This is a genomic window from Sulfitobacter sediminis, assembly GCF_040811725.1.
Taxonomy (GTDB): Bacteria; Pseudomonadota; Alphaproteobacteria; order Rhodobacterales; family Rhodobacteraceae; genus Sulfitobacter; species Sulfitobacter sediminis.
Window position 1 is genome coordinate 24,813 of the sequence record NZ_JBFNXX010000017.1, and the last position, 24,058, is coordinate 48,870.

Below are 24,058 nucleotides of genomic sequence, written 5' to 3' on the forward strand. Positions count from 1 at the left end.
AGCACGCTGGCACAACCGGGCACGAGGGAGTTGCCTATCACCAGGGTGCTTGAGGCACCCGAACCTTGGAGGAAGACAGATGAAAATGAACCTGATGGGCGGCTTTGTCGCCGCCTCGACCCTGATCGGGACAAGCGCCTATGCGCAGGAAACGATCACCGCCGTACACGCGTTTCCCGAAACGCTGATCTACACGCAAAGCTTCCTGTCCTTCGTGGACAAGGTGAATGCCGCCGGTGAAGGCGTCGTCCAGATCGAAGTGCGCGGCGGCCCCGAGGCCATCGGCATGTTCCAGCAGCCCGACGCGGTGCGCGACGGCATTGTCGACATGGTCTACACCCCTGGCTCCTTCTACGGCGGCGCGCTGCCCGAAAAGGACGCGATGGTGGCCTCGAACCTGACCGCCGTCGAGACCCGCCAGAACGGCGGCACCGAACTCATCGACCAGATCCACCAGAAAAAGATGGGCCTCAAGTACCTCGGCTGGATGGACTCGGGCGTCTGCTACAACCTCTGGACCCGGAACGAGCCCAGCTTTGACGCCGACGGCAACCTCGAGGTCGAAGGGCTGAAGCTGCGCGGCAACAACGTCTACAACGCCTTCTTCACCAACTACCTCGGCGCCCAGGTGATCGACCTGCCCACCGGCGAGGTTTACTCCGCCCTTCAGCGCGGCGTGGTGGATGCGACCGGCTGGACCCAGATCGGCCTCATTGACCTGAAGTGGAACGAGTTCCTGAACTACCGGATCGAGCCCTGCTTCTTCTCCACCGACCTCGGCGTGATCGTGAACCTCGACCGCTGGAATTCGCTGTCGGACGAGGCCAAGACGATCCTGCAGGACGTCGCCATCCAGCACGAAAAGGACAGTGTCGAAGCCCTGCGTGCCAAGCGGGACGAGGACTTTGCCGCCCTTGAAGCCGCTGGCATGAAGGTCGTGAGCCTCGAAGGTGAGGCCAAGGCCAATTATCTCGCCGCCGCCCGTGAAAAGACTTGGGAGCGGATGAAGGAAGTCATGGCCGGTCAGCCCGGCGGCACCGACAACTACGACCGTTTGATCGAGCTCTTCTACGATCTCGACGCGGCCAACTAAGACCAGACCGGGCCCGCCCACCAGCGGGCCCGCCCCCCTTGAGGAAGGCACAATGGCAGCGATATCCCGAACCTACAGCGCGCTCGTCTACGCGATGGCCTTCATCGCGGGCGCAACGCTCGTCTGGCTGATGATCTCGACGATCATCTCGGTGATGATGCGCAACCTTGCCCTGCAGCCACCCGCGTGGCTTTTCACCTCCGCCGAATACGGCATCCTTTACATGACCATGCTCGGCGCGCCTTGGCTGGTGCGCGAAAAAGGCCATGTGCACATCGAACTGGTCACCGCCGCCCTGCCCGAAGGGCTGCGCCGCGTTCTCAGCCGCCTTGTCGCCCTTGCCTGTGTCGCGGTCTGCCTAATCCTGTTCTGGAAGGGCGTGGAGCTGGTGCAGACCAACATCGCGCGCGGCGATTTCGACACCCGCGCCTATTATTTCCCGCGCTGGATACTGACCATCGCCTTTCCGCTCAGCTTCGGGCTGATGGCCATTGAATTCGTCCGTTTCGTCTTCGGCTCGGACCTCATGCACACGGGCGAAGCGGGGATTCACGAATAATGGAATGGTTCGAGGCCCTCGCGCTGCTTCTCGGCGCAATCATGTTCCTGATGGCACTCGGCATGCCCGTGGCGCTCGCGTTTCTTGCCGCCAATATTATCGGCGCATGGATATTCATGGGTGGCGAGCGTGGCGTCGTGCAGCTGCTCAACAACGGCCTCGGATCGCTGACCACCTACGCGCTGGTCCCGATCCCGCTCTTTCTGCTGATGGGCGAGATCTTCTTTCACACCGGCCTTGGCGGACGCATGTTCAACGCCATCGACCGCCTGCTCGGCCGCCTGCCGGGACGCCTCAGCTATGTCACCGTCCTCGGTGGCACGGCCTTCTCCACGCTCTCTGGCTCCTCGATGGGCTCAACCGCGCTCCTCGGATCCCTCATGGTGCCCGAAATGGGCCGCCGGGGCTACAAGTCCCACATGAGCATTGGCCCCATCCTTGGCACCGGGGGCCTTGCCATCATTATCCCGCCCTCAGCCCTTGCCGTTCTGCTCGCGACGCTCGCCAAGATCGATGTGGGTGCGCTGCTGATCGCGGGGGTGATACCCGGCCTGATCCTCGCTTGCTTCTACATCGGGACGATCTGGATTCAGACCAGGATCGACCCCTCAGCCGCCCCAGCCTACGACGTCGAACCGATGTCCTTCGGCACCAAGCTGATGCTTCTGCTGCGAGAGGTCGTCCCCATGGTGGGCGTCATGGTCGTGATCATCGTACTGATGATCCAGGGCTTCGTGACCCCGTCCGAGGCCGCCGCCTTCGGCGCTGCAGGCGTCCTGATCCTTGCGGCCATCTTCCGCTGCCTGACATGGGAGACGATGAAGAAATCCATCGTCGGCGCCCTGCGCGTGACACTGATGGCTTACCTCATCGTCTTCGGCTCCGCGACCTTCAGCCAGCTTCTCGCCTTCTCCGGTGCCTCGCGGGGCCTCGTGAACTGGGCGACCTCCTATGACCTTGCCCCGCTGGTGATGCTGCTGGTGATGTTCGGCGTTCTGCTCCTCTTGGGCATGTTCATGGAGCAGATCTCGATCATGCTGCTGACCGTGCCGATCTTTTTCCCGCTCGCACAGACCCTCGGCTTCGACCCGATCTGGTTCGGCCTCATCATGCTGCTGGCGCTCGAAATCAGCTTCACCACCCCGCCCTTTGGCCTCCTGCTCTTCGTGATGAAAGGTGTGGCCCCGCCGGGCACGACCATGCGCGAGATCTACACTTCCGCCTTCCCCTTCATCGGCTGCTCGCTTCTGCTGGTGGCGCTGCTCGTGGCCTTCCCGGGGCTGGCGCTCTGGCTGCCGGGGCTCTAACGCCCCAGTTCCCGCCGCGCGATATTGACGAACGTGCCGTCCGGACGCTCACCCACCAGCGTCAGGCTATCCATCCGGAAGGGACGTGCCAAAACTGGCGCGAAATAGCGCTCTGCCGTCTCCTGGATCTCGGAAAGATCCTTCATGCGCCCGCTCAACGTCATGTGAAAACGGAACTGGTCCATGACATGCGGATAGCCCCAGAGCGTCAGGTTCTCCTCCTGCGCCGGTGTCAATCGGGCACCACGCCGCCGCGCCAACTCCGCCTCAGTGGGCGGCGCGCGAAAACAGTCGAGGTCCCGAACCACCTTTGCCGCAAGCGCCTTCAGATCGCTCGCATCCCCTACCGGGGTAAGCGCCAGGAACCGCCCCAAACGTGACACCTCCAGCGCTTCACAGACCACTGGCCGCACAGCTTTGCACAGCGCCCCGAAAGCCGCCTGCAAAGCATCCTCCCGCAACTCATCTTTCAAGGCAAAGGGCGGCTTGATCGTCCCATGAAACCCGTACCTGCGCGGCTTCTCCGTGACTGCCGCCAGATCGATTCCAGACAGACCTGGCTGCGGCATCGCCGCGCCCATCGCGATGTCCCATCCCAGCCAAGCGGCACCGCGCGCGCCAAGCATACCGTCGGCGGTGAAATAGACCGCATATCGCGTGAACATCGGCTCTCTCCGGCGGGCTGCTGCGTCAGGTGCCGCCTATGCCACAGAGCGGCTCAGCCTTCCAGCAGCCCGCCCATATGCGCCGCCACATCCAGCATCCGGCAGGAAAAGCCCCATTCGTTGTCGTACCAGCTTACGACACGCACCATGCCGCCATCGGTTGCACTGGTCAGCGCCGGGGCAAAGATCGAGGAATGCGGGTTGTGATTGTAGTCGGACGACACCAGCGGCGCCGTCTCATATCCAAGCACCCCTTTCAGCGCGCCGGACGACGCCTCTTTCATCGCGGCGTTTACGGCATCCACATCCGCCGCTTTCGAGGTCATCACCGTCAGGTCAACCATCGACACATTCGCCGTCGGCACCCGGATCGCCGAGCCTTCCAGCTTGCCCTTCAACTTCGGCAACACCAGCGAGATCGCCCTTGCCGCCCCGGTCGAGGTCGGCACCATCGACAGCGCCGCCGCCCGGGCGCGGTAGAGGTCCTTGTGATCCCGGTCATGGGTCGGCTGATCGCCCGTGTAGGCGTGGATCGTCGTCATGTAACCGGTCTCGATCCCGAAGGTCTCGTCCAACACCTTCGCCACCGGGGCAAGACAGTTCGTCGTGCAGGAGGCGTTCGAGACGATCACATCCGCGCCGGTCAGCTCGTCCTGGTTCACGCCAAAGACCACAGTCCGATCCGCCCCCGATGCGGGGGCCGAAACCAGAACCCGCTTCGATCCGTTGTCCAGATGCTTCGCCGCCGTATCCTTGCTGGTGAACCGCCCCGTGCATTCCAGCACCACGTCCACATCCGACCACGGCAGGTCTTCCGGTTTCGGGTTCGCGGTCAGCCTGATCTTGCGGCCACCCACGATCAGCGTGTCCCCCTCGACCGAAACATCCTCCTGAAAGGTACCGTGAACCGAGTCGTACTTCAGCAGATGCGCCATGTGATCCGGGGTCACAAGATCGTTGATGGCAACGATCTCCAGATCGTCGCGGCCCATCTCGAAGAGGGCGCGCAGGCTGCAGCGGCCGATCCGCCCGAAACCGTTGATTGCAATGCTCGTCGTCATGGCTGGTGCCCCCGTAATGGCTATGGATCATTGGTTGAGCGCTTGTTAGCGCTAACAAGTTCCAAAATCAAGCGAAGAGACGGGCCTCAGGCTAGAGCGCGAGCGACGCGAAAATCACGCCAAGCCCCGCCGCGCACAGCAACACCCGCACCGGCAGTGCCGATTTGCCGATAAGCCCGTAAGAGATCAGCGACAGACCCACCGCCACGCGCAGCGCCGCCCAGATCGCCGCAAGAGGCGCTGCGCCAAGGTCGATCAGCCGTGGATTCGCGATCATTCCCAACGGAATGAGATAAAGACCGATCCCCAGCGCCATCGCCGTCAGCGCCACGCGCAGCCAGTTCTCGCCGATCATCCCGGCCGCGATAAAGACCGCTCCGCACACCGGCGGCGTGATCGTCGACAGAAGCGCGAACCAGAAGACAAACAGATGCGCCTGTAATGGCTCGAGCCCCAGTTCGATCAGCGCGGGCCCGGCTACGGAAACGCAGATCACATAGGCCGCCGTTGTCGGCACCTCCATCCCCAGCAGAAGGCAGGCCAATGCCGTGAGCAGCAGCGCTGGCCAGAGCGACCCGCCGGAGCCCGACAGGATCACACTGGTCAGCTTGACCCCAAGCCCGGTGATCCCCAGCACTCCGATGATGATCGACGCGCAGATGATGATCGACGCGATCATCGCCACCTGCTTGCCCGCCGACAGCGCGGCATCCGCCAGCCGCCTACCCCACTGCTGCGGATCGAACCCGCGCCGTCCATCAAAGGCCAACGCCAGCACCGCGACCACCACGGCCAGGCAGGCGGCGTATTGCGGGGTGAACCCAAGCGCGAACATCGCCGTCAGCAGGACGCTGAAAGGCACGAGGAAAAACGCCGAGGTGACGATCACATCCCGCACGCCCGGCCGCTCGTCCTCCGGCACACCCTTGAGGTCAAAGCGTCCGGCATAGGCGTTGATCCCCATCCAGACGGCAAAGAAATAGAGCAGCGCTGGCAGGATCGCCGCAACCATGATCTGCGTATAGGGAACCCCTGTCAGTTCCACCATGACAAAGGCCCCCGCCCCCATCAGCGGCGGCATGATCTGCCCGCCCGAGGAGGCCACCGCCTCCACCGCCGCCGCGAGCCGCTTGGGGTACCCCAGCTTCGTCATCGCTGGCAGGGTGATCGCCCCGGTCGAGGCGACGTTGGCCGAGGCCGATCCCGAGATCGAGCCGAAGAGCGCGGAGGACAGCACCGACACCTTCGCCGCCCCGCCCTTCAGCCGCCCGGCTGCGGCGGATGCGACGTTCATAAAGCCCTGACCCGCCTCGCCCGCGTTCAGCACCGCGCCAAAGATCACGAAGATCGACACGACGGAAACCGAAACGCCCGTGAGGCTTCCCCAAAGCCCCCCCTCCGCAATGGTCAGCGTCCCAAGGAACGACGGCAGCGGCGTGCCCGAATGCCCGAACTCCCCCGGCAGGTACTGCCCGAAAAGCCCGTAAGCCAATGCCGCCAGCGCCACCAGCGGCAAGGGCCAGCCGATCATCCGCCGCGCCCCTTCGATGGCGATCAGCAAGAGCGCCACCGCCAACCAGACCTGCGCGCGACCTTCCAGAAACCCATACTGGTTGCGCAACACCTGATGATTCCAGGCGATCCAAAGACAACAGGCGATCCCGATCGCAGCAATCGCCGCGCCGCTGATCTGCCGGACCCGCCCCTCGACCGCGAACAGGAACACCCAGGGCAGCACAAGCGCCATGTGCAGCGGGCGGCTGACCAGGTTCGGGACCAGTCCGTAGAAGATCAGCCCAAGATGGAAGGCGCAGGTCAGCACGCCCAGCGCAACCCAGATGGCGGGTCTCGGGTTGTCAGTCATGTCGGGAACCGGAACACGCCCCGGCCAGCCGCGCCAGCCGGGGCAAAGCTCTTACATATGCGCGTCGCTCAACGCGACGCCCACTTCCTTGTAGTACTTCACCGCACCCGGATGGATGGCCGAGGTGATGTTGCTCAGCATGTCGGGCGTCACCGCGTTCCACCATGCCGCCGCATTGCCCAGCGCTTCCTGACGCTCCCAGAAGGTCTTGGTCAGAAGATAGGCCGTCTCGTCATCCATCTTGGTGGTGGTAAAGGCCGCCACCGGCAGCGAGGTCGTCACGATATCCGCATCCTGCCCCGCATAGGTGCCCGCCGGGATCACCAGCCGCGTGCGCTTGGTCTCCGCCACCTGTTCATCGGTAAGCGACAGCACCTTCACATCCGCCGAGGCAGCCGCCTCGATCACGTTCGGCGCAGGGTAGGAGCCTGCGGTCACGAACCCGTCGATCTGCCCGTTCTTCAACGCAGCGACAGCGTTCGACAACTCGACATCCGCGATTGTCACCTTGCCCTCCAGACCGAAGAGCTTGAGGTATTTCTCCCCTTCCGTCGCGCCGAAGGTGCCGCTGCCCAGAAGGATGGTCTTACCCTCCAGATCGGCAAAGCTTTCAACCCCGCTGTCGGCGCTCATCACGAAGTGCATGGTCAGCGACGGGATCGGAAAGAGCGCGCGGATCTCGTCAAAGGCCGGATCGCCCTTGCCCTCGAACATCGCCTTGCCGCCCTGCGCCAGCCCCACCAGGGCAGGCGGCGTGGTGAACACATAGTCCCCGCCCCGCGCACGCACCTCCATCACGTTCTGCACGGAGCCCTGGCTTTCTTCCACGGTGACGATCACATCGCCGTTGGTACCGGCCTTCATGGCCTCCGCGATCTCCACGCCCATCTGGTAATAGGACGATCCCGTTTTGGCGGACTTGTAGGTTACCCGTGTCTCGGCCCAGGCGGCAGGGGCAATCAGCGCGACGGCGGTCGCGGTGGCCGCAATCATCTTCATGAATTTCATTGGTCTCTCCCTTATCAATTGCCGCGATCTTTCCGCATCCGCAGACCTTTGACAAGCGCGCTCGATATCCCGTTGCCGCGCATTTCACCGGCAGAGTTGTGCGGCGGCAAGAAAGCAAATCCGTCTGCCTTTCAAAAATCCCGACAATTTCACTAAACAATCTTGCCTTCCCCGCGAATCCTGATATCTGACAATTTAAGTCGGATTAAACAACAGGAGCATCCCATGCCATCCCTCACCCGCCTCAGCCTCGGCGCCCTTGCGACCCTCATCGGCACCACCGCCATGGCCGAGGAACTGAACCTCTATTCCTCCCGCCACTACGACACCGACGAGCGGCTCTATACCGATTTCACCGAGGCCACCGGCATCGCCATCAACCGCATCGAGGGCAACGCGGACGAGTTGATCGCGCGGATGCAGGCCGAGGGGCGCAATTCACCGGCTGACATCCTCCTCACCGTCGACACCTCCCGCCTTGAACGCGCCAAGAATGCAGGCGTCCTGCAATCCATCGACAGCGCGACGCTCGAAGATCGCATCCCCGCCCATCTTCAGGACAGCGACAACCAGTGGTTCGGCTTCTCCCAGCGCGCGCGGATCATCTTCTACGACAAGAACGACGTGACCGACCCGCCCCAGGACTACGTCTCGCTCGCTGATCCTGCCTACAAGGGCATGGTCTGCCACCGCTCCTCGTCCAACGTCTACAGCCAGACCCTGCTGGCCGCGGTGATCGAGAACCACGGCGCGGAAGCAGCCAAGGAATGGGCGGCGGGCGTCGTCGCCAACTTCGCCCGTGACCCCGAGGGCGGTGATACGGATCAGCTGCGCGCCATCGTCTCGGGCCAGTGCGACATCGCCATCGCCAACACCTATTACTTCGCCCGCGCCCTGCGCACCGATGTGGACGGCGTCAGCGCCAGCATCGACCAGATCGGCTGGGTCTTTCCGGCGCAGGACGCTGAAGGTGCGCACATGAACCTCTCGGGCGGCGGCGTCGCTGCCCATGCGCCGAACCGCGAGAACGCGATCAAGTTCCTCGAATACCTCTCCTCCGACCAGGCGCAGCAGTATTTCTCTGCCGGAAACGATGAATTCCCTGCCGTGGCGGGCGTGAGCCTGAGCGAAAGCGTGGCCAAGCTCGGTGAGTTCAAGGCAGACGAAGTAAACCTCTCCGTCGTCGCCAAGAACGTGCCGGAGGCGCAGAAGATTTTCAACGAAGTCGGCTGGAAGTAAGCCACCCGATCAAGGCGAAGTCCCGGGGGCGTGCCAATGGCGCGCCCCTTTTCCGTTCAGAACCGGGAATCTCTCAGCACCGCTGCCCGCGGGCATCGAACACAACCTGATCCGCCGCGGACCAGGCAAGTCCGACCTGCGCCCCTTCCTCCGGCTGCGGCCTGGCCGCGTCCTGCCGCACGGTCGCGACGCTGCCGTCAGCCAGTTTCACATGCACCAGCGTCTCCGCACCCAGCGCCTCGGCATACATCACCTCACCCTGCGCCCGCGCACCCGTCTCGGCAATCTCCACATGCTCCGGCCGCACCCCCATCCGAACGGCATCTGCAGGCGCGTCCTTGGCCAGCTTCACATCCAGGAAATTCATTGGCGGCGAGCCAATGAACCCACCGACAAACTCCGTCTGCGGGTTCCCGTAAACCTCCAGCGGCTTGCCAATCTGGTCCGCCACCCCGCCGTTCATTACGATCATCCGGTCCGCCATCGTCATCGCCTCCACCTGATCGTGCGTCACGTACAGCGACGTGACCCCCAGCCGCCGCTGCAACTGCTTGATCTCCAGCCGCATCTGCACCCGCAGCTTGGCGTCGAGGTTCGACAGCGGTTCGTCAAACAGAAACACCGCAGGCTTGCGTACGATGGCCCGCCCCATCGCCACCCGCTGCCGCTGACCGCCCGACAGCTCGCGCGGACGGCGCTTGAGATAATCGCTCAATTGAAGAAGCGTCGCCGCTTCCTCCACCCTTGCCGCGATCTCTCCCTTGGGTGTGCCCGCGATCTTCAGCCCATAGGCCATGTTGTCGAAGACCGACATATGCGGATAAAGCGCGTAGTTCTGGAACACCATCGCGATGTCCCGCTCCATCGGCTCCAGCCCGTTGACGACCTTCCCGCCAATCTCGATTTCTCCGTTTGTCACCGTTTCCAGCCCCGCGACCATGCGCAGCAGAGTGGACTTGCCGCAGCCCGACGGCCCAACGATCACGATGAACTCCCCATCCGCGATGTCGATGTTGATCCCGTGGATCACGTCCGTCTTGCCGAATGATTTGCGCACGTCGCGCAAGCTGACTGTCGCCATGGTTATTTCTCGCTGTCTACAAGGCCGCGGATAAAGAGTTTCTGCATCGAGACCACGACAATAACCGGCGGGATCATCGCAAGGATCGAGGTCGCCATGATGACCGGCCAGTCAGCAAAGTCGTCGCCAGACGGGAACATCTGTTTGATGCCCATCACGATGGTATTCATCGACGGATCGGTCGTGATCAAGAGCGGCCAGAGATACTGGTTCCAGCCGTAGATGAAGAGGATCACGAAAAGTGCGGCGATATTCGTCCGGCTCATCGGGAGCAGGATGTCTAAGAAAAAGCGCATGGGCTTCGCCCCGTCCACCCGCGCGGCCTCGGCCAGCTCGTCCGGCACGGTCATAAAGAACTGCCGGAACAGGAACGTTGCCGTAGCGCTGGCGATCAGCGGAAAGATCAGCCCGTTATAGCTGTTCAGCATCCCGAAATTCGCGATCACCTCGTAGGTCGGCACGATCCGCACTTCGACGGGCAGCATCAGCGTCAGGAAGATCAGCCAGAAGAACAGCCGCCGCCCCGGGAACCGGAAATAGACAATCGCGAAGGCCGAGAGGAGCGAGATGACGATCTTCCCGATGGCGATGCCCATCGCCATGATCAGGCTGTTCAGCATCATCATCGCCACCGGCGCATTCACGCCCGACACCAGCGCCTTGCGGTAATTCTCGAATAACTGGTCCCCGGGCCAAAGCGGCATCGGCGGCCGCACGATCTCGGACTGGTCGACCGTGGACGCCACGAAAGCCAGCCAGATCGGGAAGAAGATAAAGAACAACCCCACGATAAGCCCCAGGTGCGTCAGCCACAGCCCCGCACCCCGCTTTTCAACCATGCCCTCGCGCGTTTCCATCAGTAATGCACCCTGCGCTCGATGAACTTGAACTGGATGATCGTCAGCACACCGACCAGCACCAGCAGCACCACCGACTGCGCGGCGGATGAGCCAAGGTCCTGCCCGACGAAGCCGTCCGCATAGACCTTGTAGACAAGGATCGTCGTCGATTGCTGCGGCCCGCCGGAGGTGATCGTGTGAATGACCCCGAAGGTCTCGAAGAAGGCGTAGACGATATTGACCACCAGCAAGAAGAATGTGGTCGGCGACAGCAATGGAAAGACGATGGTGCGGAACCGCGTCCAGAAATGCGCGCCATCAATCGCCGCCGCCTCGATCACACTGCGCGATATCGCTTGAAGTCCGGCAAGGAAGAACAGGAAGTTATAGCTGATCCGCCCCCAGGCCGAGGCCACGACGACCAGCCCCATCGCCTCCTCGCCGTTCAGCACGTGGTTCCAGTCGTAGCCCAGCATCCCCAAGTACCAGGTCACCACGCCCACCCGCGTGTTGAACATGAAAAGCCACAGCACCCCGGCCACGGCAGGCGCCACCGCGTAGGGCCAAATCAGCAGGGTGCGATACACACCCGACCCCTTGATCAGCCGGTCGGCAAGCACCGCAAGGTACAGCGCGACACCCATCGATACCAGCGTCACGAGGATCGAGAAGATCGCCGTTGTGACGAAGGACGCCCTGTAATGGCTGGAGGAAAACAGGAACTCGAAATTCCCCAGCCCCACGAATTGCATCGACAACCCGAAGGGGTCCGGAATGAACAGCGACTGCCAGATCGCCTGCCCCGCCGGGTAAAAGAAGAACACCGCCGTAATCACAATCTGCGGCAGAACCAGCAGCAGCGGCAGCCAGATGCCCTTGAAGGTGACACGCTTTTCCATATCAGACCTCCGTCAACCTTGATCCGATAGACAATTGACCCAAGTATGACTGGGTGGCACCATGTCGCAAAGGAGTATTCCCATGGTCGTCAAGATTTCCGTCTCCATCTCGGATCAGCAAGCCGAATACGCCCGCCGCCAAGTCGCCGAAGGCCGCGCGTCGTCGACCAGCGCCGTGATCCAACAGGCACTCGAAGCGAAGCGGCGCGAGGACGAGGCGTTCGAGGCGGAGAAAGAGGCTTTCGTCGCGATGTTGGAAGAACGGGCAAAGGGGCCATTCCTGGAACTACCCGAATTCCGTCAAAGAGTGGATCAAATGATCGAAAGGAAGACGCAGGAACGTGGCCTGGAAAGCGATACTGACCGCAAGCGCCGAGCATGACATCGAGGCAATCAACGAGTTTCTCTTCCAGACGCAACACCACGAATTCGGCCATGACATCGCGTCGGCCGATCAGCTTGCAAGGATCCGAGTTCGACGGATTATCGACAACATTCATCGTATCACCAATACCCCCCACGTCGGCGCCCCGATCAAGACCCGTACCCGTCTTTTCCGCCGTGTGACATTCGACCGGACCACCTATTGGTACAGTACAGATGACGCCCTCGAGACCGTCCAGTTCTACGCCATCTTCACTGAAGGTCAGGACCATTTCAGCAGGTTCATGAACAGGCTTACGGAAAACGGAGAGGCAGGCTGACCCGCCTCCCCGTCAATCCTCTTACCGGTTCGCCTGCTCGAAGCGGCGCAGCAGCGCATCGCCCCGCTCTTTCGCGGAATCAAGCGCCTCCTGAGCGGACTTGTCACCCGCCCAGACGGCTTCCAGCTCTTCGTCGATGATCCCCCGGATCTGGTCGAAGGAGCCCAGACGCAGACCCTTGGAATTGTCCGTCGGTGCCTTCGCCGTCATCTGGATCACCGCGATGTCCGTTCCCGGATTGGCATCGTAGAAACCCTGTTCGCGCGTCAGGTCCGCCGCGGCCTCGGTGATCGGCAGATAGCCGGTGTCCTGGTGCCACTTGGCCTGGATTTCCGGCGAGGACAGGAAGTTCAGGAAGCTTGCAACGCCCTTGTATTCCTCGTCCGACTGGCCGGCCATCACCCAAAGCGATGCCCCGCCGATGATCGTATTCTGCGGCTCGGAAGCCACCGCTTCCCAATAGGGCAGCGGACGAACGTCAAAGTCGAACTGCGCCTCTGCCTTGATCCCGGCATAGCCCGCCGAGCTTTCGGTAAAGAGCGCACATTCGCCACCCCGGAAATTCGCGCCACCTTCGTTGCGGCGACCGGCATAGATGAACTTGCCGTCCTTGGCCCATTCCCCCATGGCCGAGATATGCGCCACCTGCGCCGGACCGTTCAGCGCAAGCTCGGTATCCGTTCCGCCAAAACCATTGGCCTGCGTGGCAAAGGGCACGTCATGGTAGGCCGAGAAATTCTCAAGGTGAATCCAGCTTTGCCATGCGGTCGTCATCGGGCATGACACACCCGCATCCTTCAGCTGACCGAGTACATCGCCCACTTTCTCCCAGGTCGAAAGATCCGTATCGGGGTCGATCCCCGCCTCCTGCAGCTTGTTGCGGTTCACCCAGAGGACCGGCGTGGAAGAGTTGAAGGGCAGCGAAAGCATGTTGCCGTCAGAGGACGTGTAATAGCCCTTCACCGACCCGATATAGGCATCCTGGTCGAACTCCGCTCCGGCATCCGCCATCACCTCGTGGACCGGCTTGATCGCGCCTTGTGCCGCCATCATCGTTGCCGTGCCCACCTCGAACACCATCAGGATGTCGGGCTGCTCGCCCGCGCGGAAGGCCGCGATCCCGGCATTCAGCGTCTCGGAATAATTGCCCTTGTGCGTGGCCACGACGGTGTAGTCGGACTGGCTGTTGTTGAAGGTCTCGACCTGCTCCGCCACCAGCTCGCCCAGACGGCCGGTGAAGGCGTGCCAGAATTCGACCTCCGTCTGCGCCATTGCGGGCGCAGCAAGCGCGAGCGTCGAGGCTCCGGCGAAAAGAAAATTCTTTACCATTATGTTGATCCTCCCAGATCGGTTGTGGTTGCAGAAATCACGTATCAGGCGCCGCTTCTGAATGGCAACGACCCGAAGTGTGAAGTTTTGTAACATGCAAACAGACCCGCACTCTGGACCGAAGACCGCGGCGCAGGCAAGACATTTTCGACCTCAGATTGTGTCACTGCCCAAAGGGGGGCACACCGGGTTCGGCACCGGCTTTCCATCGAAGAAGGCGATCAGGTTATCGACCGCCATCAACCCCATCTGCTCACGCACCTCCAACGCCGAGGTCCCCAGATGCGGCAGAAGCGTGACATTCTCCATGGCCCGCAGCGCTTCCGGCACCTTGGGCTCGAATTCGTAGACATCGAGCCCCGCCCCGGCGATCTCTCCTTTTTGCAACGCAGCGATCAGCGCCGCCTCGTCCACGATATCGCCCCGCGCGATATTGACCAGATAGCTCTCGGGCCGCATCGCTGACAGCGCCGCCGCGTCGATCAGATGATGCGTCTGCGGCGTCGCGGGCACCGCCAGCACCACCACGTCTGCCGCCGCCATCACGTCCTCCAGCCGCTCAAGCTGTTCCGCCTCGACGCCGGCCTCCGCCACCTTCGAGCGGTTATGAAACACCACCCTCATCCCGAACCCCGCCTGCGCGCGCAGCGCAATGGCCTTGCCGATCCGCCCCATGCCAACGACGCCCAGCGTCTTGCCGCTGACGTGCATGCCCAAAAGCTGCGTGGGGTTCCAGCCGGGCCACTTGCCCGCCCGAACCATCCGCTCCCCCTCGCCCGCGCGGCGGCAGGTCATCAGGATCAGCGTCATCGCGATATCCGCCGTGGCATCGGTCACGGCACCGGGCGTGTTCGTCACCTCCAGCCCCGCCGCCCGCGCCGCCGCAACGTCGATGTGGTTAAAGCCCACCCCGAAGTTGGCAAGGATCCTGCACCGCACCTCGTCAGGATAGACATCCGCCGAAAAAGCATCGCCCAGCGTCGGCAGCACCGCGTCATATTCCGCCAGCGCCGCCGTCATCTCCGCCTTGCTCAGGGGCGTGTTCTCTGACCGCAAGGTCACGTCGAACCGAGCCTCGGCAGCGGCGACAACTTTTTCAGGCAGCGGTCGGGTGATCAGCAGGCTCGGCACGTCAGGCTCTCTCTCGTTGCTCTGGGTATGACGCCGCGCACTCTGGCGCAAAGCGCATCAAGGTACAATCGGCCTCGCCCGCGCCCCGATGTTGCAAGCCCCTTGCCGGTGTGCGACTTTCCTGACGAAACGGCTGCCGCGCTGCCTCCCGGCACCCGCAGCCCCCCGTTCCAGCAAGGTATCCTCGCCATGAATTCCCCCGCGCCCCTGTCCCCCGATGCCATCCGCGCCGCCGAACTGGTGCTGCCCGTGCAGGACCTCAAGACCGAGATGCCCTTCTTCCTGAATGACCTCGGCTTCCGCCTCGACACGATCTATCCCGCCGACGATCCGGCGGTCGCCGTGATCTCGGGCCACGGCCTGCGTCTCCGGCTCGACCGCCACAGCGACACGGGCCCCGGCATCGTCCGCCTCTACGTCGAGAACCCAGCCGATTTCGCCGCAGGCCAAACGGTGCTCACCACCCCCAACGGCAACCGGGTCGAGATCGAAGACGCCAACCCGCCTCTCGTGATCCCCGAAACGCGGCACAGCTTCATGGTCCGCCGCCTCGCCGACAGTGACAGCTGGATCATCGGCCGGGCGGGCATGCGCTACCGCGACCTCATCACCGACCGGCTGGGCGGCTCGATCATCGCCAGCCACATCCGCATCCCCGACGGCGGCCCGGTGCCGGACATGGTCCATTACCACACGGTCGGCTTCCAGCTGATCTTCTGCTACCGCGGCTGGGTGCGGCTGGTCTACGAGGACCAGGGCGATCCCTTCATCCTCTCGGCGGGCGATTGCGTCATCCAGCCCCCGCAAATCCGCCACCGCGTGCTCGAGGCTTCCGACAACGTCGAAGTGCTGGAAATCGGCGTGCCCGCCGAACACATCACCACCATCGACCACGTGATGGAGCTGCCCAACGGCAAGGGCGATCCCGACCGCGACTGGGACGGCACGAAATTCGTCCACCACAAGGAATCCGAGGCCACCTGGACCGACTGGCGCCTTCCCGGATGGGAGGCCCGCGACACCGGCATCGGCACCGGTACCGCAGGTGTCGCCGGCGTCCAAGTCGCCCGCCCCAAAAGCGCCGACACGGCAACCCCCTGGGCCAGCCACGACACCGACATCCTCTTCACCTTCGTCAAGGAAGGCAGCGTCACACTCGAGGCCCAGACCGAAGGACGCGACAGCCACGCGCTGGTCGCGGGAGACGCCTTCGTGATCCCGCCCTTCCTCAAGACCCGCCTCACCGACCCATCGGCGGATTGCGAGGTGATCGAAGTCACCCTTCCCGCCAGTTTCAACACAACCCTCGACAGCTGACCAACCCGGTGATTCTGCGCGGGGTCAAGGATCGCGAAGCGACCGCGCTTTGCGCGGCTTGTCCTTGAGGCCGTGCAGAATCGCCCCCACCCTCGATAAGGTGCCTTGAGGACGCATCGCGCCCTCAAGCGCCTCTCAGCAAAACGGGCCCACTCATCAACCCGCACAACACACGGCACTGGGGCTCACGGCGCAGCCGCCGCCAAGCATGTCGTCGCGCGTCAGCGCGTCAATCGGATCACGCCTGCCGGCAGGAAATATGCTGGATCGTCTTGAACCCTTCAAAGACCGGCGCACCCTCATGCAGGCTCATGGTGCTCCCCGCATCCTTATGCGCCGCCCGAAATGCCTCCGACCGCGTCCAGCCAAGGAACGCCTCCTCCGACGCCCAGACCGAATGCGACGCATAAAGGATACGCCCCTCCCGCTCAGGCCCGCGCAGCATGTGGAACTCCACAAAGCCATCCACCTCTTTCAGGTGACTGTCCCGTCCCAGCCAGATCGCCTCGAAGGCTTCGGCGTTCTCGGGCTTCACCTCGAAACGGTTCATCGCGATATACATGGGTCTCTCCGGTCTATTTTATGAATGCCGCGCAGGGGTCCTCGCGCGGCGCGGGGTCGGTCACGATGGTCATGTCGAAACGCGGATCATCTTCCGCGGACGGCGCCTCGACGAACCCGACGCTATAAACGCTCGCCTCCGGCCCCGCCAGCGCTAGCAGCGCGGGCATGCCCCAGTCGCGCCGCGCGTGTCCGTTGCCGGTGATCACCACCACCGGGCCACCATGGGCCTCCAGCGCCTCCAGCGTCGCGGCGGAAAAGGCCGCGTCGCGCAGCCGCTGCGCCTCGACCATGCCACCCATCATCTCCAGCGGCATCGCCTCGCAATGGGCCTCGAACTGCATCTGTTCGCGCATCGCCTGCTCGGCCGCGGGCAGGTCCCTTTCCAGACCGAACCGCGCCGCCCCCGGGCGAAAGACCGCAGCCGCGCCCTCAGCGAATGCCGCGCGCACCTCTTCGCGCGGGGCGGCCGCGCCAACGGCAACAGCATCGCCCAACGCTTCGAACACCGGGGCGTAAAGCGCGATGTCGGGCCAGCCCGCCTCGGCCCAGCCGATCTCTGCGCCAAGAGCCTCAATATCGCGCCGGTCCGCCCCGTTGACCCGCGCGGCCATCTCGGGGCTCAGCATCTCGAAAACCACGACCTTCGGCGCGAGCTGTGCCATCAGCGCCGCCTGGCCTTCGTGGTGCAGCGCGTTGTCATGGATCTCGCCCAGGATCACCACGTCAGCGGCAAGCATCTGCGCGGTCTGTGCAACGGTAAGCTCCCGCGCGGCGGCAGGCAGCGCTGTCAGAAGCAGCGCAAACAGCATGATCAGACGTCCCCTCACCGGTTCCGTTTCCTCTCTCTTGATCCTGTCGCTGACATAGGCCGACCCTCGCCCGGTTCCATGCGACCCCGGCGCGCAGCCTGCCTTCGGGTCAGGCCTCTTCCTCCCCGGCCACGTGACGCTGGCGCACCGGGCCCCGGTATTTCTCGGTCAGCTCCCCGGGGACCTCCGCGCCATCGTAGAGAAACGGCAGGATACCCCGCCGCAGTGACGCCCCCCGCTTGGCGTCGATATCCGCATCCGACATGGTCACCCGCTGCGACATCCGCCGCCCCCAACGGCTGAGCATTTCATAAAGCCGAGCGATCTCCGCTTCATGCGTTCCCGCCTTGGCCAGATCGTGAAATTCCTCCGGGTCCGTGTCCAGGTCGAAAAGCATCGGGCGAAACCCGCCTTCTGCATGCATCAGTTTGAACCGTCCGTCGTACACCATAAACAGCCGTGCATCGCGTGGTGCCACGCCCAGCTTCACCGCCTGTCCCGTCGCGGAATAGTCGTACTCGCTGATGACGAAGTCCCGCCACGCCGGGCGCTCGCCCCGGAGCCAGGGCAGCAGCGAACGGCCCTCTATGATGTGATCCGGCACCGTACCTCCCGCCGCCTCGACGAAAGTCGCGGCAAGGTCGATGCTCTCGACCAGAGCGTCGCAGGTGGTGCCCCGCGTCGCGTCGGCCCTGGTTCGGGGGTCGTAGACGATCATCGGCACCTTCACCGACGGCTCGTGAAACAGGTCCTTCTCTCCCAGCCAGTGATCGCCAAGGTAATCCCCGTGATCCGAGGTCAGCACGATCATCGTGTCCTTCAGGCGCCCTGTCTTCTCCAGATGATCCAGCAATCGGCCAAGCTGGTCGTCGCATTGCTTGATCAGCCCCATGTAAGCGGGGATCACCTTGTCCCGCACCTCATCGCGCTGGAAGGCCTGGGCGATCCTGTTTTCCATATAGGCGCCGAAGACCGGATGCGCATCCTCCCGTTCAACTGGATGGCGGGTGGGGGCGGGCACATGGTTCGGACCGAACATCGCGTGGTAGGGCGGCGGCACGATGTAGGGCCAGTGCGGCTTGATATAACTCAGATGCGCGCACCAGGGTTCTTTCGCCTGCGCCATGAAGGCAATCGCCTCCGAGGTCAGCCAGGGGGTTTCGCTGTCTTCCTCGCGGATATTTGCGGGCTTGTCGGCATTTCGGAACATCCAGCCGCTGGCGATCTGGTGGTCGCTCACCCCCGCGTTGGCGTAATCGGCCCAGGGGTTCTCGCCGTCGTATCCCTTGCTCTTGAGATATTCGTTATAGGGCGAGCGTTTCTCGTCATAGAAGCCGTCGGGCCCCTCGGCCCAGAGCCCGTCATCCCTCACCCAGGCATCAAATCCGCATTCCGCCTGCCGCGCGCCGATCTCGCTGTCGGGGGCGAGACCCAGCCGCGCCATGCCTTCGGCGTCCGCCTTCATATGCGTCTTGCCGATCAGCCAGCAGCCCATACCCAGCCGCCGCAAATGATCGCCCAGCGTCTGCTCCCCCACGCGCAGGGGAAACCCGTTCCACTGTGCCCCGTGGCTCGACGCATAGCGCCCGGTGTAGAAACACATCCGGCTCGCCCCACAGATGGGCGACTGCACATAGGCGTTGGTGAAGCGCACCCCCATCGCGGCCACACGGTCGAAGTTGGGCGTCTCAAGGTGGGGATGCCCCGCGCAGCTCAGATAATCGAACCGCAACTGGTCATACATGATGAAAAGGATATTCAAAAGCAGTCCCCCCGGCGCAGTATTCACGGCACCGCACCGGATGACCAGCCCGATTGCGTCCCTGCCCCACCCGCATGGCAGAAGGTCGGCTTTGGCGCATATATTGCCAGCCTTTCCGGGATGTGAAAGGTATGGGCCCCAATACAGAATACCGGGAAAATTTCATGAAAATCGTTGTTTTCGGGATCGGATACGTTGGTCTTTCCAACGCGGTCCTGCTCGCCCAGAAGAATACCGTGGTGGCGGTGGATATCTCGGAAGAACGGGTCGCGCAGATCAACGCGCGCAAATCGCCCATCGAGGAAAAGGCACTCTCGACCTCGTTGGCGGAGAAAGAGCTCAAGCTCAGCGCGACCACGAATGGCGAGGCCGCTCTCGAAAGCGCGGATTTCGTGGTGGTGGCAACGCCCACCGATTACGATCCCAAGACCAACTTCTTCGACACCTCCTCGGTCGAGGCGGTGATCAAGCTCGCGGTCGAGACGCACCCGGACGCCGCCGTCATCGTCAAATCCACGATCCCCGTAGGATTCATCCGCCGGATGCGCGAAACGCTGAAATCTGACAACATCCTATTCTGCCCTGAATTTCTGCGCGAGGGCCAGGCCCTCTACGACAGCCTGCATCCCTCCCGGATCGTCATGGGCGCGGACACGCCTGCCGCCCACATCTTCGCCGACCTGCTCGTCGAAGGGGCTGAGGAAACGGACATCCCCGTCCTCTACACCGGCCCGGACGAGGCGGAATCGATCAAGCTTTTCGCCAACACCTACCTCGCGCTGCGTGTGGCGTTCTTCAATGAGCTGGACAGCTATGCCCTCAGCCACCAGCTCGATTCCCGTCAGATCATCGAGGGCGTCAGCCTCGACCCTCGGATCGGCACGCATTACAACAACCCCTCCTTCGGCTACGGTGGCTATTGCCTGCCCAAGGACACCAAGCAGCTGCTGGCGAACTTCTCCGACATTCCCCAGAACCTCATGCGCGCCGTCGTGCAGGCCAACAAGACCCGCAAGGATTTCATCGCCGCCCAGGTGATCGCGATGAACCCCGGCACCGTCGGCGTGCACCGTCTGGCGATGAAGGCAGGCTCTGACAACTTCCGGCAATCCTCGGTACAGGGCGTGATCCGCGACATCCGCGATGCGGGCATCCGCGTGGTGATCTTCGAGCCCCTGCTTGCCGACAAGAAGAAGTTCATGAACTGCGAAGTCATCACCGACCTCGCGACCTTCAAGAAGGAAAGTGACGTCATCGTCGCCAACCGCAACTCGCCGGACCTGTCGGATGTTGCAGACAAGGTCTTCACAAGGGATATCTTCGGATCAAGCTGATCCGGGAACCTGTCCATGACCGACCGCAATCGCGCCTTCCTGAGCCACCTCTTCCAAACCGCGGTTGCTGCCGCTGATCCAATGGAGGCTCTGACGGGCAAACTGCCCACCCCGCCCAAAGGCCGCACGGTCGTTGTCGGCGCGGGCAAAGGGGCCGCGCAACTCGCGCAGGCCTTCGAGACCCTGTGGCAGGCCCCCTACGAGGGTGTCGTCGTCACCCGCTACGGCTACGCGGCACCCTGCCGGAACATTCGCGTGCTCGAAGCCGCTCACCCCGTCCCTGACGCAGCCGGGATCGCGGCGGCCCAAGAGCTTAAGGACGCGGTGACAGGGCTGGGCCCGGATGATCTGGTGATCGGCCTCATCTGCGGCGGCGGCTCCTCGCTGCTCCCCGACCCACCCGAGGGGCTCGAACTCGCCGATCTGCAAGCCCTGAACCAGGCGCTCCTCGCCTCAGGCGCGCCGATCTCGGTGATGAACGACATCCGCAAATGCTTCTCCGGCGTCAACGGCGGACGGCTCGCCGAACTGGCCGCCCCCGCGCGGGTCTGTAATTTCATCGTCTCCGACGTGCCGGGCGACGCACCGGGCGAGGTTGCGTCGGGGCCCACAGTGCCGGGGCGCAAAACCTTTGCCGAGGTCGCGGGGATGATCCGCGCACGCGGCATCGCATTGCCTGACACGCTAATGACCTACCTCGCAACCACCCCGGACAGCGCCCCCGCACCTGACAGGGGCCGCGTCGAAACGCAGGTCATCGCCTCCGCCGCGATCTCTCTGGAGGCGACCGCAGAGGCCGCCCGCGCGCGCGGCGTTGCCGCCTGGGTCCTCTCCGACCGGATCGAGGGCGAGGCCCGCGACGTCGCCCAAGTGCTCGCCGCGTTAGCGCGTCAGGTGAAAGACACCGGCTTTCCGCACCCCGCCCCCATCGTGCTGCTCTCGGGGGGAGAGACCACGGTGACGCTCCGCCACAAGGGACGCGGCGGACGGAACAGCGAATTGCAGCTGTCTCTGGCGCTCGCGCTGGAAGGCGTTGAAGGGGTCACTACACTTGCCGCCGACACCGACGGCATCGACGGCTCTGAGGACAACGCCGGTGCCTTTGCCGATAACACAACAGCGGCGCGCATGCGCGCGGCGGGCGTCGACCCGATGGGTTGTCTGCAAGCCAACGATGCCTATTCGGCTTTCGACGCGGTGAGCGATCTCTTCGTCACCGGCCCCACCGGGACCAACGTCAACGATTTTCGCGCAATCCTGATCGGGGATGTGCCTCAGGAGTAGGGCCCAGCCGGGTATCGCCCTCTCTGGAGGGCATCGCAACAAGACCGCGACAAGTGACGGTCAGGGAAACGGAACCGGCGCGCTATTTGCAACGCCTAAATCGCCCTCCGGGGGGAGAGAGGGCGATGCCCGGCGGGGCCTGGCGGGACAACTTCATCGCCCCACGAGAATCCCTACTTGTTCGTAAATTTCAGCGCAACGTACTGAAAAGAAATCGAGTATCCTTCTCGTCCCCACGGGGACACCCGCCCCATCACCCCTTCAACGCCGCCACATGCGCCCGGATCGCCTCCTTGTAGAGCGCCTGTATCCGCCGCGTGATCGGCCGCTCACCGGACCCGATGACCTTCCCGTCGATCTCCGCCACCGGCGTCTGCGCCCCGAAGGTGCCCGTCAGGAACGCCTCGTCCGCCCCGTAGGTCTCGTAAAGCGAAAAATTCTTCTCGAAGACCGGGATGCCATTGGCGCGGCACAGATCGATCACCTTCTGCCGCGTCACCCCGTTCATGCAGTAATCCCCCGTCGAGGTCCAAACCTCGCCCCGCCGGACGATGAAGAAATTGCAGGCATTGGTGGTGTTCACGAACCCATGCGGGTCCAGCATCAACGCCTCGTCCGCCCCCGCCTGCTCGGCCTGCAGGCAAGCAATGATGCAATTCAGCTTGGAATGCGAGTTCAGCTTGGGGTCCTGGCTATGCGGCAGCCCCCGCACCTGCGGCACGCTCGCCAGCCGGATGCCCCGCGTCTGCAAGCGGTCCACCGGCTTCGAATGCTCCATGATGATCACCAGCGTCGGCCCCGTGGTGCTCAGCTTGGGGTGCTGAAACGGCTTGTCCTTGATGCCCCGCGTCAGCATCAGACGGCAATGCACGTCCGCGTGCATGTCATTTGCCTCCTGCGTTGCGCGCATGGCGGCGCGGATGCCCTCGACATCCATGCCCACATCCAGAGAGATCGCCTTGCAGGAATTGAAGAACCGGTCCATGTGCTCGTCAAAGAACGCCCAGACCCCGTCGTAAAGCCGCATCCCTTCCCAGATGCCATCCCCCAGCATGAAGCCCGCGTCATAGACCGAGACTTTCGCCGCGTCCCGATGCACGATCTCACCGTTCACGTAGATCTTGATGTCCCGGTTCCGGACGTCCTCATCCGCTTCGTGGGTGGTGGTCATGGGCAGATCCTCTCCGGCTTCCGGCCTTGATAGCCTTGTCAGACGGCGGGGGCCAGATGCTGCAGAATGCAAGCCACGGAAGATCAGGTCGGCGGTTGCGGGAAAGGTCGGGATTGAGCCCCATGCTGACAAAGGTGCCCAAATCATGAGGCATGTTTCTTATCAGCGGTTTGTGTTTTCAATCCCTGAATGGCACGCCCCCTGTGGAGTCCAGACGCTGGTCATTGGGCACAGCCCATGTCTCTGGGTCACAAATCAAACGCGCGACTGCTTCCGCCGCGGCCTCCAGCATTTTTTCACCCTTGTCCACATTTGACCGCACTGGGTTTCCCGCAAGACCATTTTTGGTCACGTGCGCGAATGGCCTCCAGCGATACGATCCTTTTCCAGCTTGCAGGAACTTCTTGCCGTCCATGGGGCTTGCCAGCCCACCAAGATCGCTGTCGTCAACCAGTTCTGGTTCGCACACCATCATCATCGAGGTTTCAGCCTCACCTGCGTGCATGACACCCGGTTGATCCTCAAGATGTTGAGACAGCGCCTCACCTGCTTCGCTGACATAGGTGGTCGCTACCAGCGTAGCTTGTGAAAAGGGAGCCAGTTCGTCCAAGATCTGCTGCATCGCGATGATGTTTCCGCCGTGGGAGTTGGAAATCAGAATATCGCGAAAACCTTGGCGCGTGATGGAATCGATCAAATCCCGCACGACCCGCCGGAATGTGTCATGACTGAGGATCAACGTGCCGCCAAACGGCATGTGATGTTCGGATAGGCCTGACCAAACCACAGGTGTCACCACGACAGGCCGTGTGCCATAAGCCTTGCGCGCCGCGCGATGTGCAATTTCTTGACCGAGACGAGTGTCGGTCATCACAGGCAAATGCGGCCCGTGCTGCTCGATCGATGCAATGGGCAGAATCACAACTGCGTTCTTATCTGCGAGGGCGCGCAGTTCGTGCGCTTTCAGGCGCGCCCAGTCCACTTCGATCATTTGACCATCTCCGATTTTATGAATGCTGTGACAAGTTTCACGGTCGA

Annotated in this window: 23 protein-coding genes; 9 read left to right on the top strand and 14 right to left on the bottom strand. The window is 63.0% G+C overall.

Translation table 11 applies throughout. The features are described from left to right. Positions 1 to 79: 79 nt before the first annotated feature. The 3 genes from dctP to AB2B41_RS18290 are packed head-to-tail and all read left to right on the top strand — an operon-like array spanning position 80 to position 2,959. On the top strand, positions 80 to 1,093 hold the full coding sequence (dctP, locus tag AB2B41_RS18280; RefSeq protein ID WP_367879263.1) for a TRAP transporter substrate-binding protein DctP: 1,014 nt from the start codon (positions 80 to 82) through the stop codon (positions 1,091 to 1,093). 52 nt (positions 1,094 to 1,145) lie between these two features. Next, the gene (locus AB2B41_RS18285; protein ID WP_367879264.1) at positions 1,146 to 1,652 is read left to right on the top strand and encodes a TRAP transporter small permease; all 507 of its coding nucleotides are present in this window, start codon (positions 1,146 to 1,148) and stop codon (positions 1,650 to 1,652) included. Next, positions 1,652 to 2,959 carry a TRAP transporter large permease gene (locus AB2B41_RS18290; RefSeq protein ID WP_367879265.1) on the top strand — a complete coding sequence of 436 codons (1,308 nt, stop codon included), beginning with the start codon at positions 1,652 to 1,654 and terminating at the stop codon, positions 2,957 to 2,959. The genes AB2B41_RS18285 and AB2B41_RS18290 overlap by 1 nt, the downstream gene beginning before the upstream one ends. Here the strand turns inward: AB2B41_RS18290 and AB2B41_RS18295 are convergent. From AB2B41_RS18295 to AB2B41_RS18310, 4 genes are all read right to left on the bottom strand, one after another. Beyond that, complete coding sequence (locus AB2B41_RS18295; RefSeq protein WP_367879266.1) at positions 2,956 to 3,624, bottom strand: DUF1045 domain-containing protein; 669 nt, start codon at positions 3,622 to 3,624, stop codon at positions 2,956 to 2,958. The genes AB2B41_RS18290 and AB2B41_RS18295 overlap by 4 nt on opposite strands. Before the next feature lie 53 nt (positions 3,625 to 3,677). After that, entirely contained in the window at positions 3,678 to 4,685 is a 1,008-nt protein-coding gene (gap, locus tag AB2B41_RS18300; protein WP_367879267.1) for a type I glyceraldehyde-3-phosphate dehydrogenase, read from the bottom strand. Positions 4,686 to 4,776: 91 nt separating this feature from the next. Beyond that, entirely contained in the window at positions 4,777 to 6,549 is a 1,773-nt protein-coding gene (locus AB2B41_RS18305) for a TRAP transporter permease (protein WP_367879268.1), read from the bottom strand. A gap of 51 nt (positions 6,550 to 6,600) precedes the next feature. Then, positions 6,601 to 7,557: a TAXI family TRAP transporter solute-binding subunit gene (locus AB2B41_RS18310; RefSeq protein WP_367879269.1), complete on the bottom strand. Its 957-nt coding sequence runs from the start codon at positions 7,555 to 7,557 to the stop codon at positions 6,601 to 6,603. A gap of 225 nt (positions 7,558 to 7,782) precedes the next feature. Here AB2B41_RS18310 and AB2B41_RS18315 point away from each other — a divergent pair, with 225 nt between their 5' ends. Continuing rightward, positions 7,783 to 8,796 (top strand): Fe(3+) ABC transporter substrate-binding protein, encoded by a 1,014-nt coding sequence (locus AB2B41_RS18315; protein WP_367879270.1) that lies wholly within the window; start codon positions 7,783 to 7,785, stop codon positions 8,794 to 8,796. Between the two features lie 73 nt (positions 8,797 to 8,869). Here the strand turns inward: AB2B41_RS18315 and ugpC are convergent, their stop codons facing one another. From ugpC to ugpA, 3 genes are read right to left on the bottom strand one after another with little or no spacing between them, the layout of a single operon-like run. Then, entirely contained in the window at positions 8,870 to 9,877 is a 1,008-nt protein-coding gene (ugpC, locus tag AB2B41_RS18320) for a sn-glycerol-3-phosphate ABC transporter ATP-binding protein UgpC (protein ID WP_367879271.1), read from the bottom strand. A gap of 2 nt (positions 9,878 to 9,879) precedes the next feature. Beyond that, positions 9,880 to 10,716, bottom strand: coding sequence for a sn-glycerol-3-phosphate ABC transporter permease UgpE (gene ugpE / locus AB2B41_RS18325; RefSeq protein ID WP_367879316.1), 837 nt, complete (start codon positions 10,714 to 10,716; stop codon positions 9,880 to 9,882). A gap of 17 nt (positions 10,717 to 10,733) precedes the next feature. After that, positions 10,734 to 11,615 carry a sn-glycerol-3-phosphate ABC transporter permease UgpA gene (gene ugpA / locus AB2B41_RS18330; protein ID WP_367879272.1) on the bottom strand — a complete coding sequence of 294 codons (882 nt, stop codon included), beginning with the start codon at positions 11,613 to 11,615 and terminating at the stop codon, positions 10,734 to 10,736. An 82-nt stretch (positions 11,616 to 11,697) separates the two neighbouring features. Here ugpA and AB2B41_RS18335 point away from each other — a divergent pair, with 82 nt between their 5' ends. Both AB2B41_RS18335 and AB2B41_RS18340 read left to right on the top strand, forming a co-directional pair. Continuing rightward, positions 11,698 to 11,997, top strand: coding sequence for a hypothetical protein (locus tag AB2B41_RS18335; protein ID WP_367879273.1), 300 nt, complete (start codon positions 11,698 to 11,700; stop codon positions 11,995 to 11,997). After that, positions 11,957 to 12,319 (top strand): hypothetical protein, encoded by a 363-nt coding sequence (locus AB2B41_RS18340; RefSeq protein WP_367879274.1) that lies wholly within the window; start codon positions 11,957 to 11,959, stop codon positions 12,317 to 12,319. The genes AB2B41_RS18335 and AB2B41_RS18340 overlap by 41 nt, the downstream gene beginning before the upstream one ends. 21 nt (positions 12,320 to 12,340) lie before the next feature. Here AB2B41_RS18340 and ugpB read toward each other — a convergent pair whose 3' ends face one another. Both ugpB and AB2B41_RS18350 read right to left on the bottom strand, forming a co-directional pair. Further along, positions 12,341 to 13,648, bottom strand: coding sequence for a sn-glycerol-3-phosphate ABC transporter substrate-binding protein UgpB (gene ugpB / locus AB2B41_RS18345; RefSeq protein ID WP_367879275.1), 1,308 nt, complete (start codon positions 13,646 to 13,648; stop codon positions 12,341 to 12,343). A gap of 153 nt (positions 13,649 to 13,801) precedes the next feature. Further along, complete coding sequence (locus AB2B41_RS18350) at positions 13,802 to 14,779, bottom strand: 2-hydroxyacid dehydrogenase (RefSeq protein WP_367879276.1); 978 nt, start codon at positions 14,777 to 14,779, stop codon at positions 13,802 to 13,804. A gap of 189 nt (positions 14,780 to 14,968) precedes the next feature. On the opposite strand from AB2B41_RS18350, the gene AB2B41_RS18355 reads away from it, so the two are divergent. Continuing rightward, positions 14,969 to 16,096: a cupin domain-containing protein gene (locus tag AB2B41_RS18355; protein WP_367879317.1), complete on the top strand. Its 1,128-nt coding sequence runs from the start codon at positions 14,969 to 14,971 to the stop codon at positions 16,094 to 16,096. Positions 16,097 to 16,334: 238 nt separating this feature from the next. Here AB2B41_RS18355 and hmuQ read toward each other — a convergent pair whose 3' ends face one another. From hmuQ to AB2B41_RS18370, 3 genes are all read right to left on the bottom strand, one after another. Further along, on the bottom strand, positions 16,335 to 16,658 hold the full coding sequence (gene hmuQ, locus AB2B41_RS18360; protein WP_367879277.1) for a heme-degrading protein HmuQ: 324 nt from the start codon (positions 16,656 to 16,658) through the stop codon (positions 16,335 to 16,337). 13 nt (positions 16,659 to 16,671) lie between these two features. Further along, complete coding sequence (locus tag AB2B41_RS18365) at positions 16,672 to 17,469, bottom strand: ChaN family lipoprotein (RefSeq protein WP_367879278.1); 798 nt, start codon at positions 17,467 to 17,469, stop codon at positions 16,672 to 16,674. 109 nt (positions 17,470 to 17,578) lie between these two features. Continuing rightward, a complete protein-coding gene (locus tag AB2B41_RS18370; protein WP_367879279.1) occupies positions 17,579 to 19,231 on the bottom strand; it encodes a sulfatase-like hydrolase/transferase in 1,653 nt (550 codons plus the stop codon). A 164-nt stretch (positions 19,232 to 19,395) separates the two neighbouring features. Here AB2B41_RS18370 and AB2B41_RS18375 point away from each other — a divergent pair, with 164 nt between their 5' ends. Together AB2B41_RS18375 and AB2B41_RS18380 are read left to right on the top strand one after the other, a co-directional pair. Then, positions 19,396 to 20,565: a nucleotide sugar dehydrogenase gene (locus AB2B41_RS18375; protein ID WP_367879280.1), complete on the top strand. Its 1,170-nt coding sequence runs from the start codon at positions 19,396 to 19,398 to the stop codon at positions 20,563 to 20,565. Positions 20,566 to 20,580: 15 nt separating this feature from the next. Beyond that, positions 20,581 to 21,849 carry a glycerate kinase type-2 family protein gene (locus AB2B41_RS18380; protein WP_367879281.1) on the top strand — a complete coding sequence of 423 codons (1,269 nt, stop codon included), beginning with the start codon at positions 20,581 to 20,583 and terminating at the stop codon, positions 21,847 to 21,849. 253 nt (positions 21,850 to 22,102) lie between these two features. Here the strand turns inward: AB2B41_RS18380 and AB2B41_RS18385 are convergent, their stop codons facing one another. Next, a complete protein-coding gene (locus AB2B41_RS18385) occupies positions 22,103 to 23,020 on the bottom strand; it encodes an aminotransferase class IV (RefSeq protein WP_367879282.1) in 918 nt (305 codons plus the stop codon). A gap of 178 nt (positions 23,021 to 23,198) precedes the next feature. Next, positions 23,199 to 24,011, bottom strand: a complete 813-nt coding sequence (locus AB2B41_RS18390; RefSeq protein ID WP_367879283.1) for a creatininase family protein — start codon at positions 24,009 to 24,011, stop codon at positions 23,199 to 23,201. Positions 24,012 to 24,058 lie beyond the last annotated feature (47 nt).

What these genes read in the sequence shown, in the direction of transcription:
- dctP (WP_367879263.1), top strand. Translation starts at nt 80, where the DNA reads ATGAAAATGAACCTGATGGGCGGCTTTGTCGCCGCCTCGACCCTGATC.
- AB2B41_RS18285 (WP_367879264.1), top strand. Translation starts at nt 1,146, where the DNA reads ATGGCAGCGATATCCCGAACCTACAGCGCGCTCGTCTACGCGATGGCC.
- AB2B41_RS18290 (WP_367879265.1), top strand. Translation starts at nt 1,652, where the DNA reads ATGGAATGGTTCGAGGCCCTCGCGCTGCTTCTCGGCGCAATCATGTTC.
- AB2B41_RS18295 (WP_367879266.1), bottom strand. Translation starts at nt 3,624, where the DNA reads ATGTTCACGCGATATGCGGTCTATTTCACCGCCGACGGTATGCTTGGC.
- gap (WP_367879267.1), bottom strand. Translation starts at nt 4,685, where the DNA reads ATGACGACGAGCATTGCAATCAACGGTTTCGGGCGGATCGGCCGCTGC.
- AB2B41_RS18305 (WP_367879268.1), bottom strand. Translation starts at nt 6,549, where the DNA reads ATGACTGACAACCCGAGACCCGCCATCTGGGTTGCGCTGGGCGTGCTG.
- AB2B41_RS18310 (WP_367879269.1), bottom strand. Translation starts at nt 7,557, where the DNA reads ATGAAATTCATGAAGATGATTGCGGCCACCGCGACCGCCGTCGCGCTG.
- AB2B41_RS18315 (WP_367879270.1), top strand. Translation starts at nt 7,783, where the DNA reads ATGCCATCCCTCACCCGCCTCAGCCTCGGCGCCCTTGCGACCCTCATC.
- ugpC (WP_367879271.1), bottom strand. Translation starts at nt 9,877, where the DNA reads ATGGCGACAGTCAGCTTGCGCGACGTGCGCAAATCATTCGGCAAGACG.
- ugpE (WP_367879316.1), bottom strand. Translation starts at nt 10,716, where the DNA reads ATGGTTGAAAAGCGGGGTGCGGGGCTGTGGCTGACGCACCTGGGGCTT.
- ugpA (WP_367879272.1), bottom strand. Translation starts at nt 11,615, where the DNA reads ATGGAAAAGCGTGTCACCTTCAAGGGCATCTGGCTGCCGCTGCTGCTG.
- AB2B41_RS18335 (WP_367879273.1), top strand. Translation starts at nt 11,698, where the DNA reads ATGGTCGTCAAGATTTCCGTCTCCATCTCGGATCAGCAAGCCGAATAC.
- ugpB (WP_367879275.1), bottom strand. Translation starts at nt 13,648, where the DNA reads ATGGTAAAGAATTTTCTTTTCGCCGGAGCCTCGACGCTCGCGCTTGCT.
- AB2B41_RS18355 (WP_367879317.1), top strand. Translation starts at nt 14,969, where the DNA reads ATGAATTCCCCCGCGCCCCTGTCCCCCGATGCCATCCGCGCCGCCGAA.
- hmuQ (WP_367879277.1), bottom strand. Translation starts at nt 16,658, where the DNA reads ATGTATATCGCGATGAACCGTTTCGAGGTGAAGCCCGAGAACGCCGAA.
- AB2B41_RS18365 (WP_367879278.1), bottom strand. Translation starts at nt 17,469, where the DNA reads ATGCTGTTTGCGCTGCTTCTGACAGCGCTGCCTGCCGCCGCGCGGGAG.
- AB2B41_RS18375 (WP_367879280.1), top strand. Translation starts at nt 19,396, where the DNA reads ATGAAAATCGTTGTTTTCGGGATCGGATACGTTGGTCTTTCCAACGCG.
- AB2B41_RS18380 (WP_367879281.1), top strand. Translation starts at nt 20,581, where the DNA reads ATGACCGACCGCAATCGCGCCTTCCTGAGCCACCTCTTCCAAACCGCG.
- AB2B41_RS18385 (WP_367879282.1), bottom strand. Translation starts at nt 23,020, where the DNA reads ATGACCACCACCCACGAAGCGGATGAGGACGTCCGGAACCGGGACATC.
- AB2B41_RS18390 (WP_367879283.1), bottom strand. Translation starts at nt 24,011, where the DNA reads ATGATCGAAGTGGACTGGGCGCGCCTGAAAGCGCACGAACTGCGCGCC.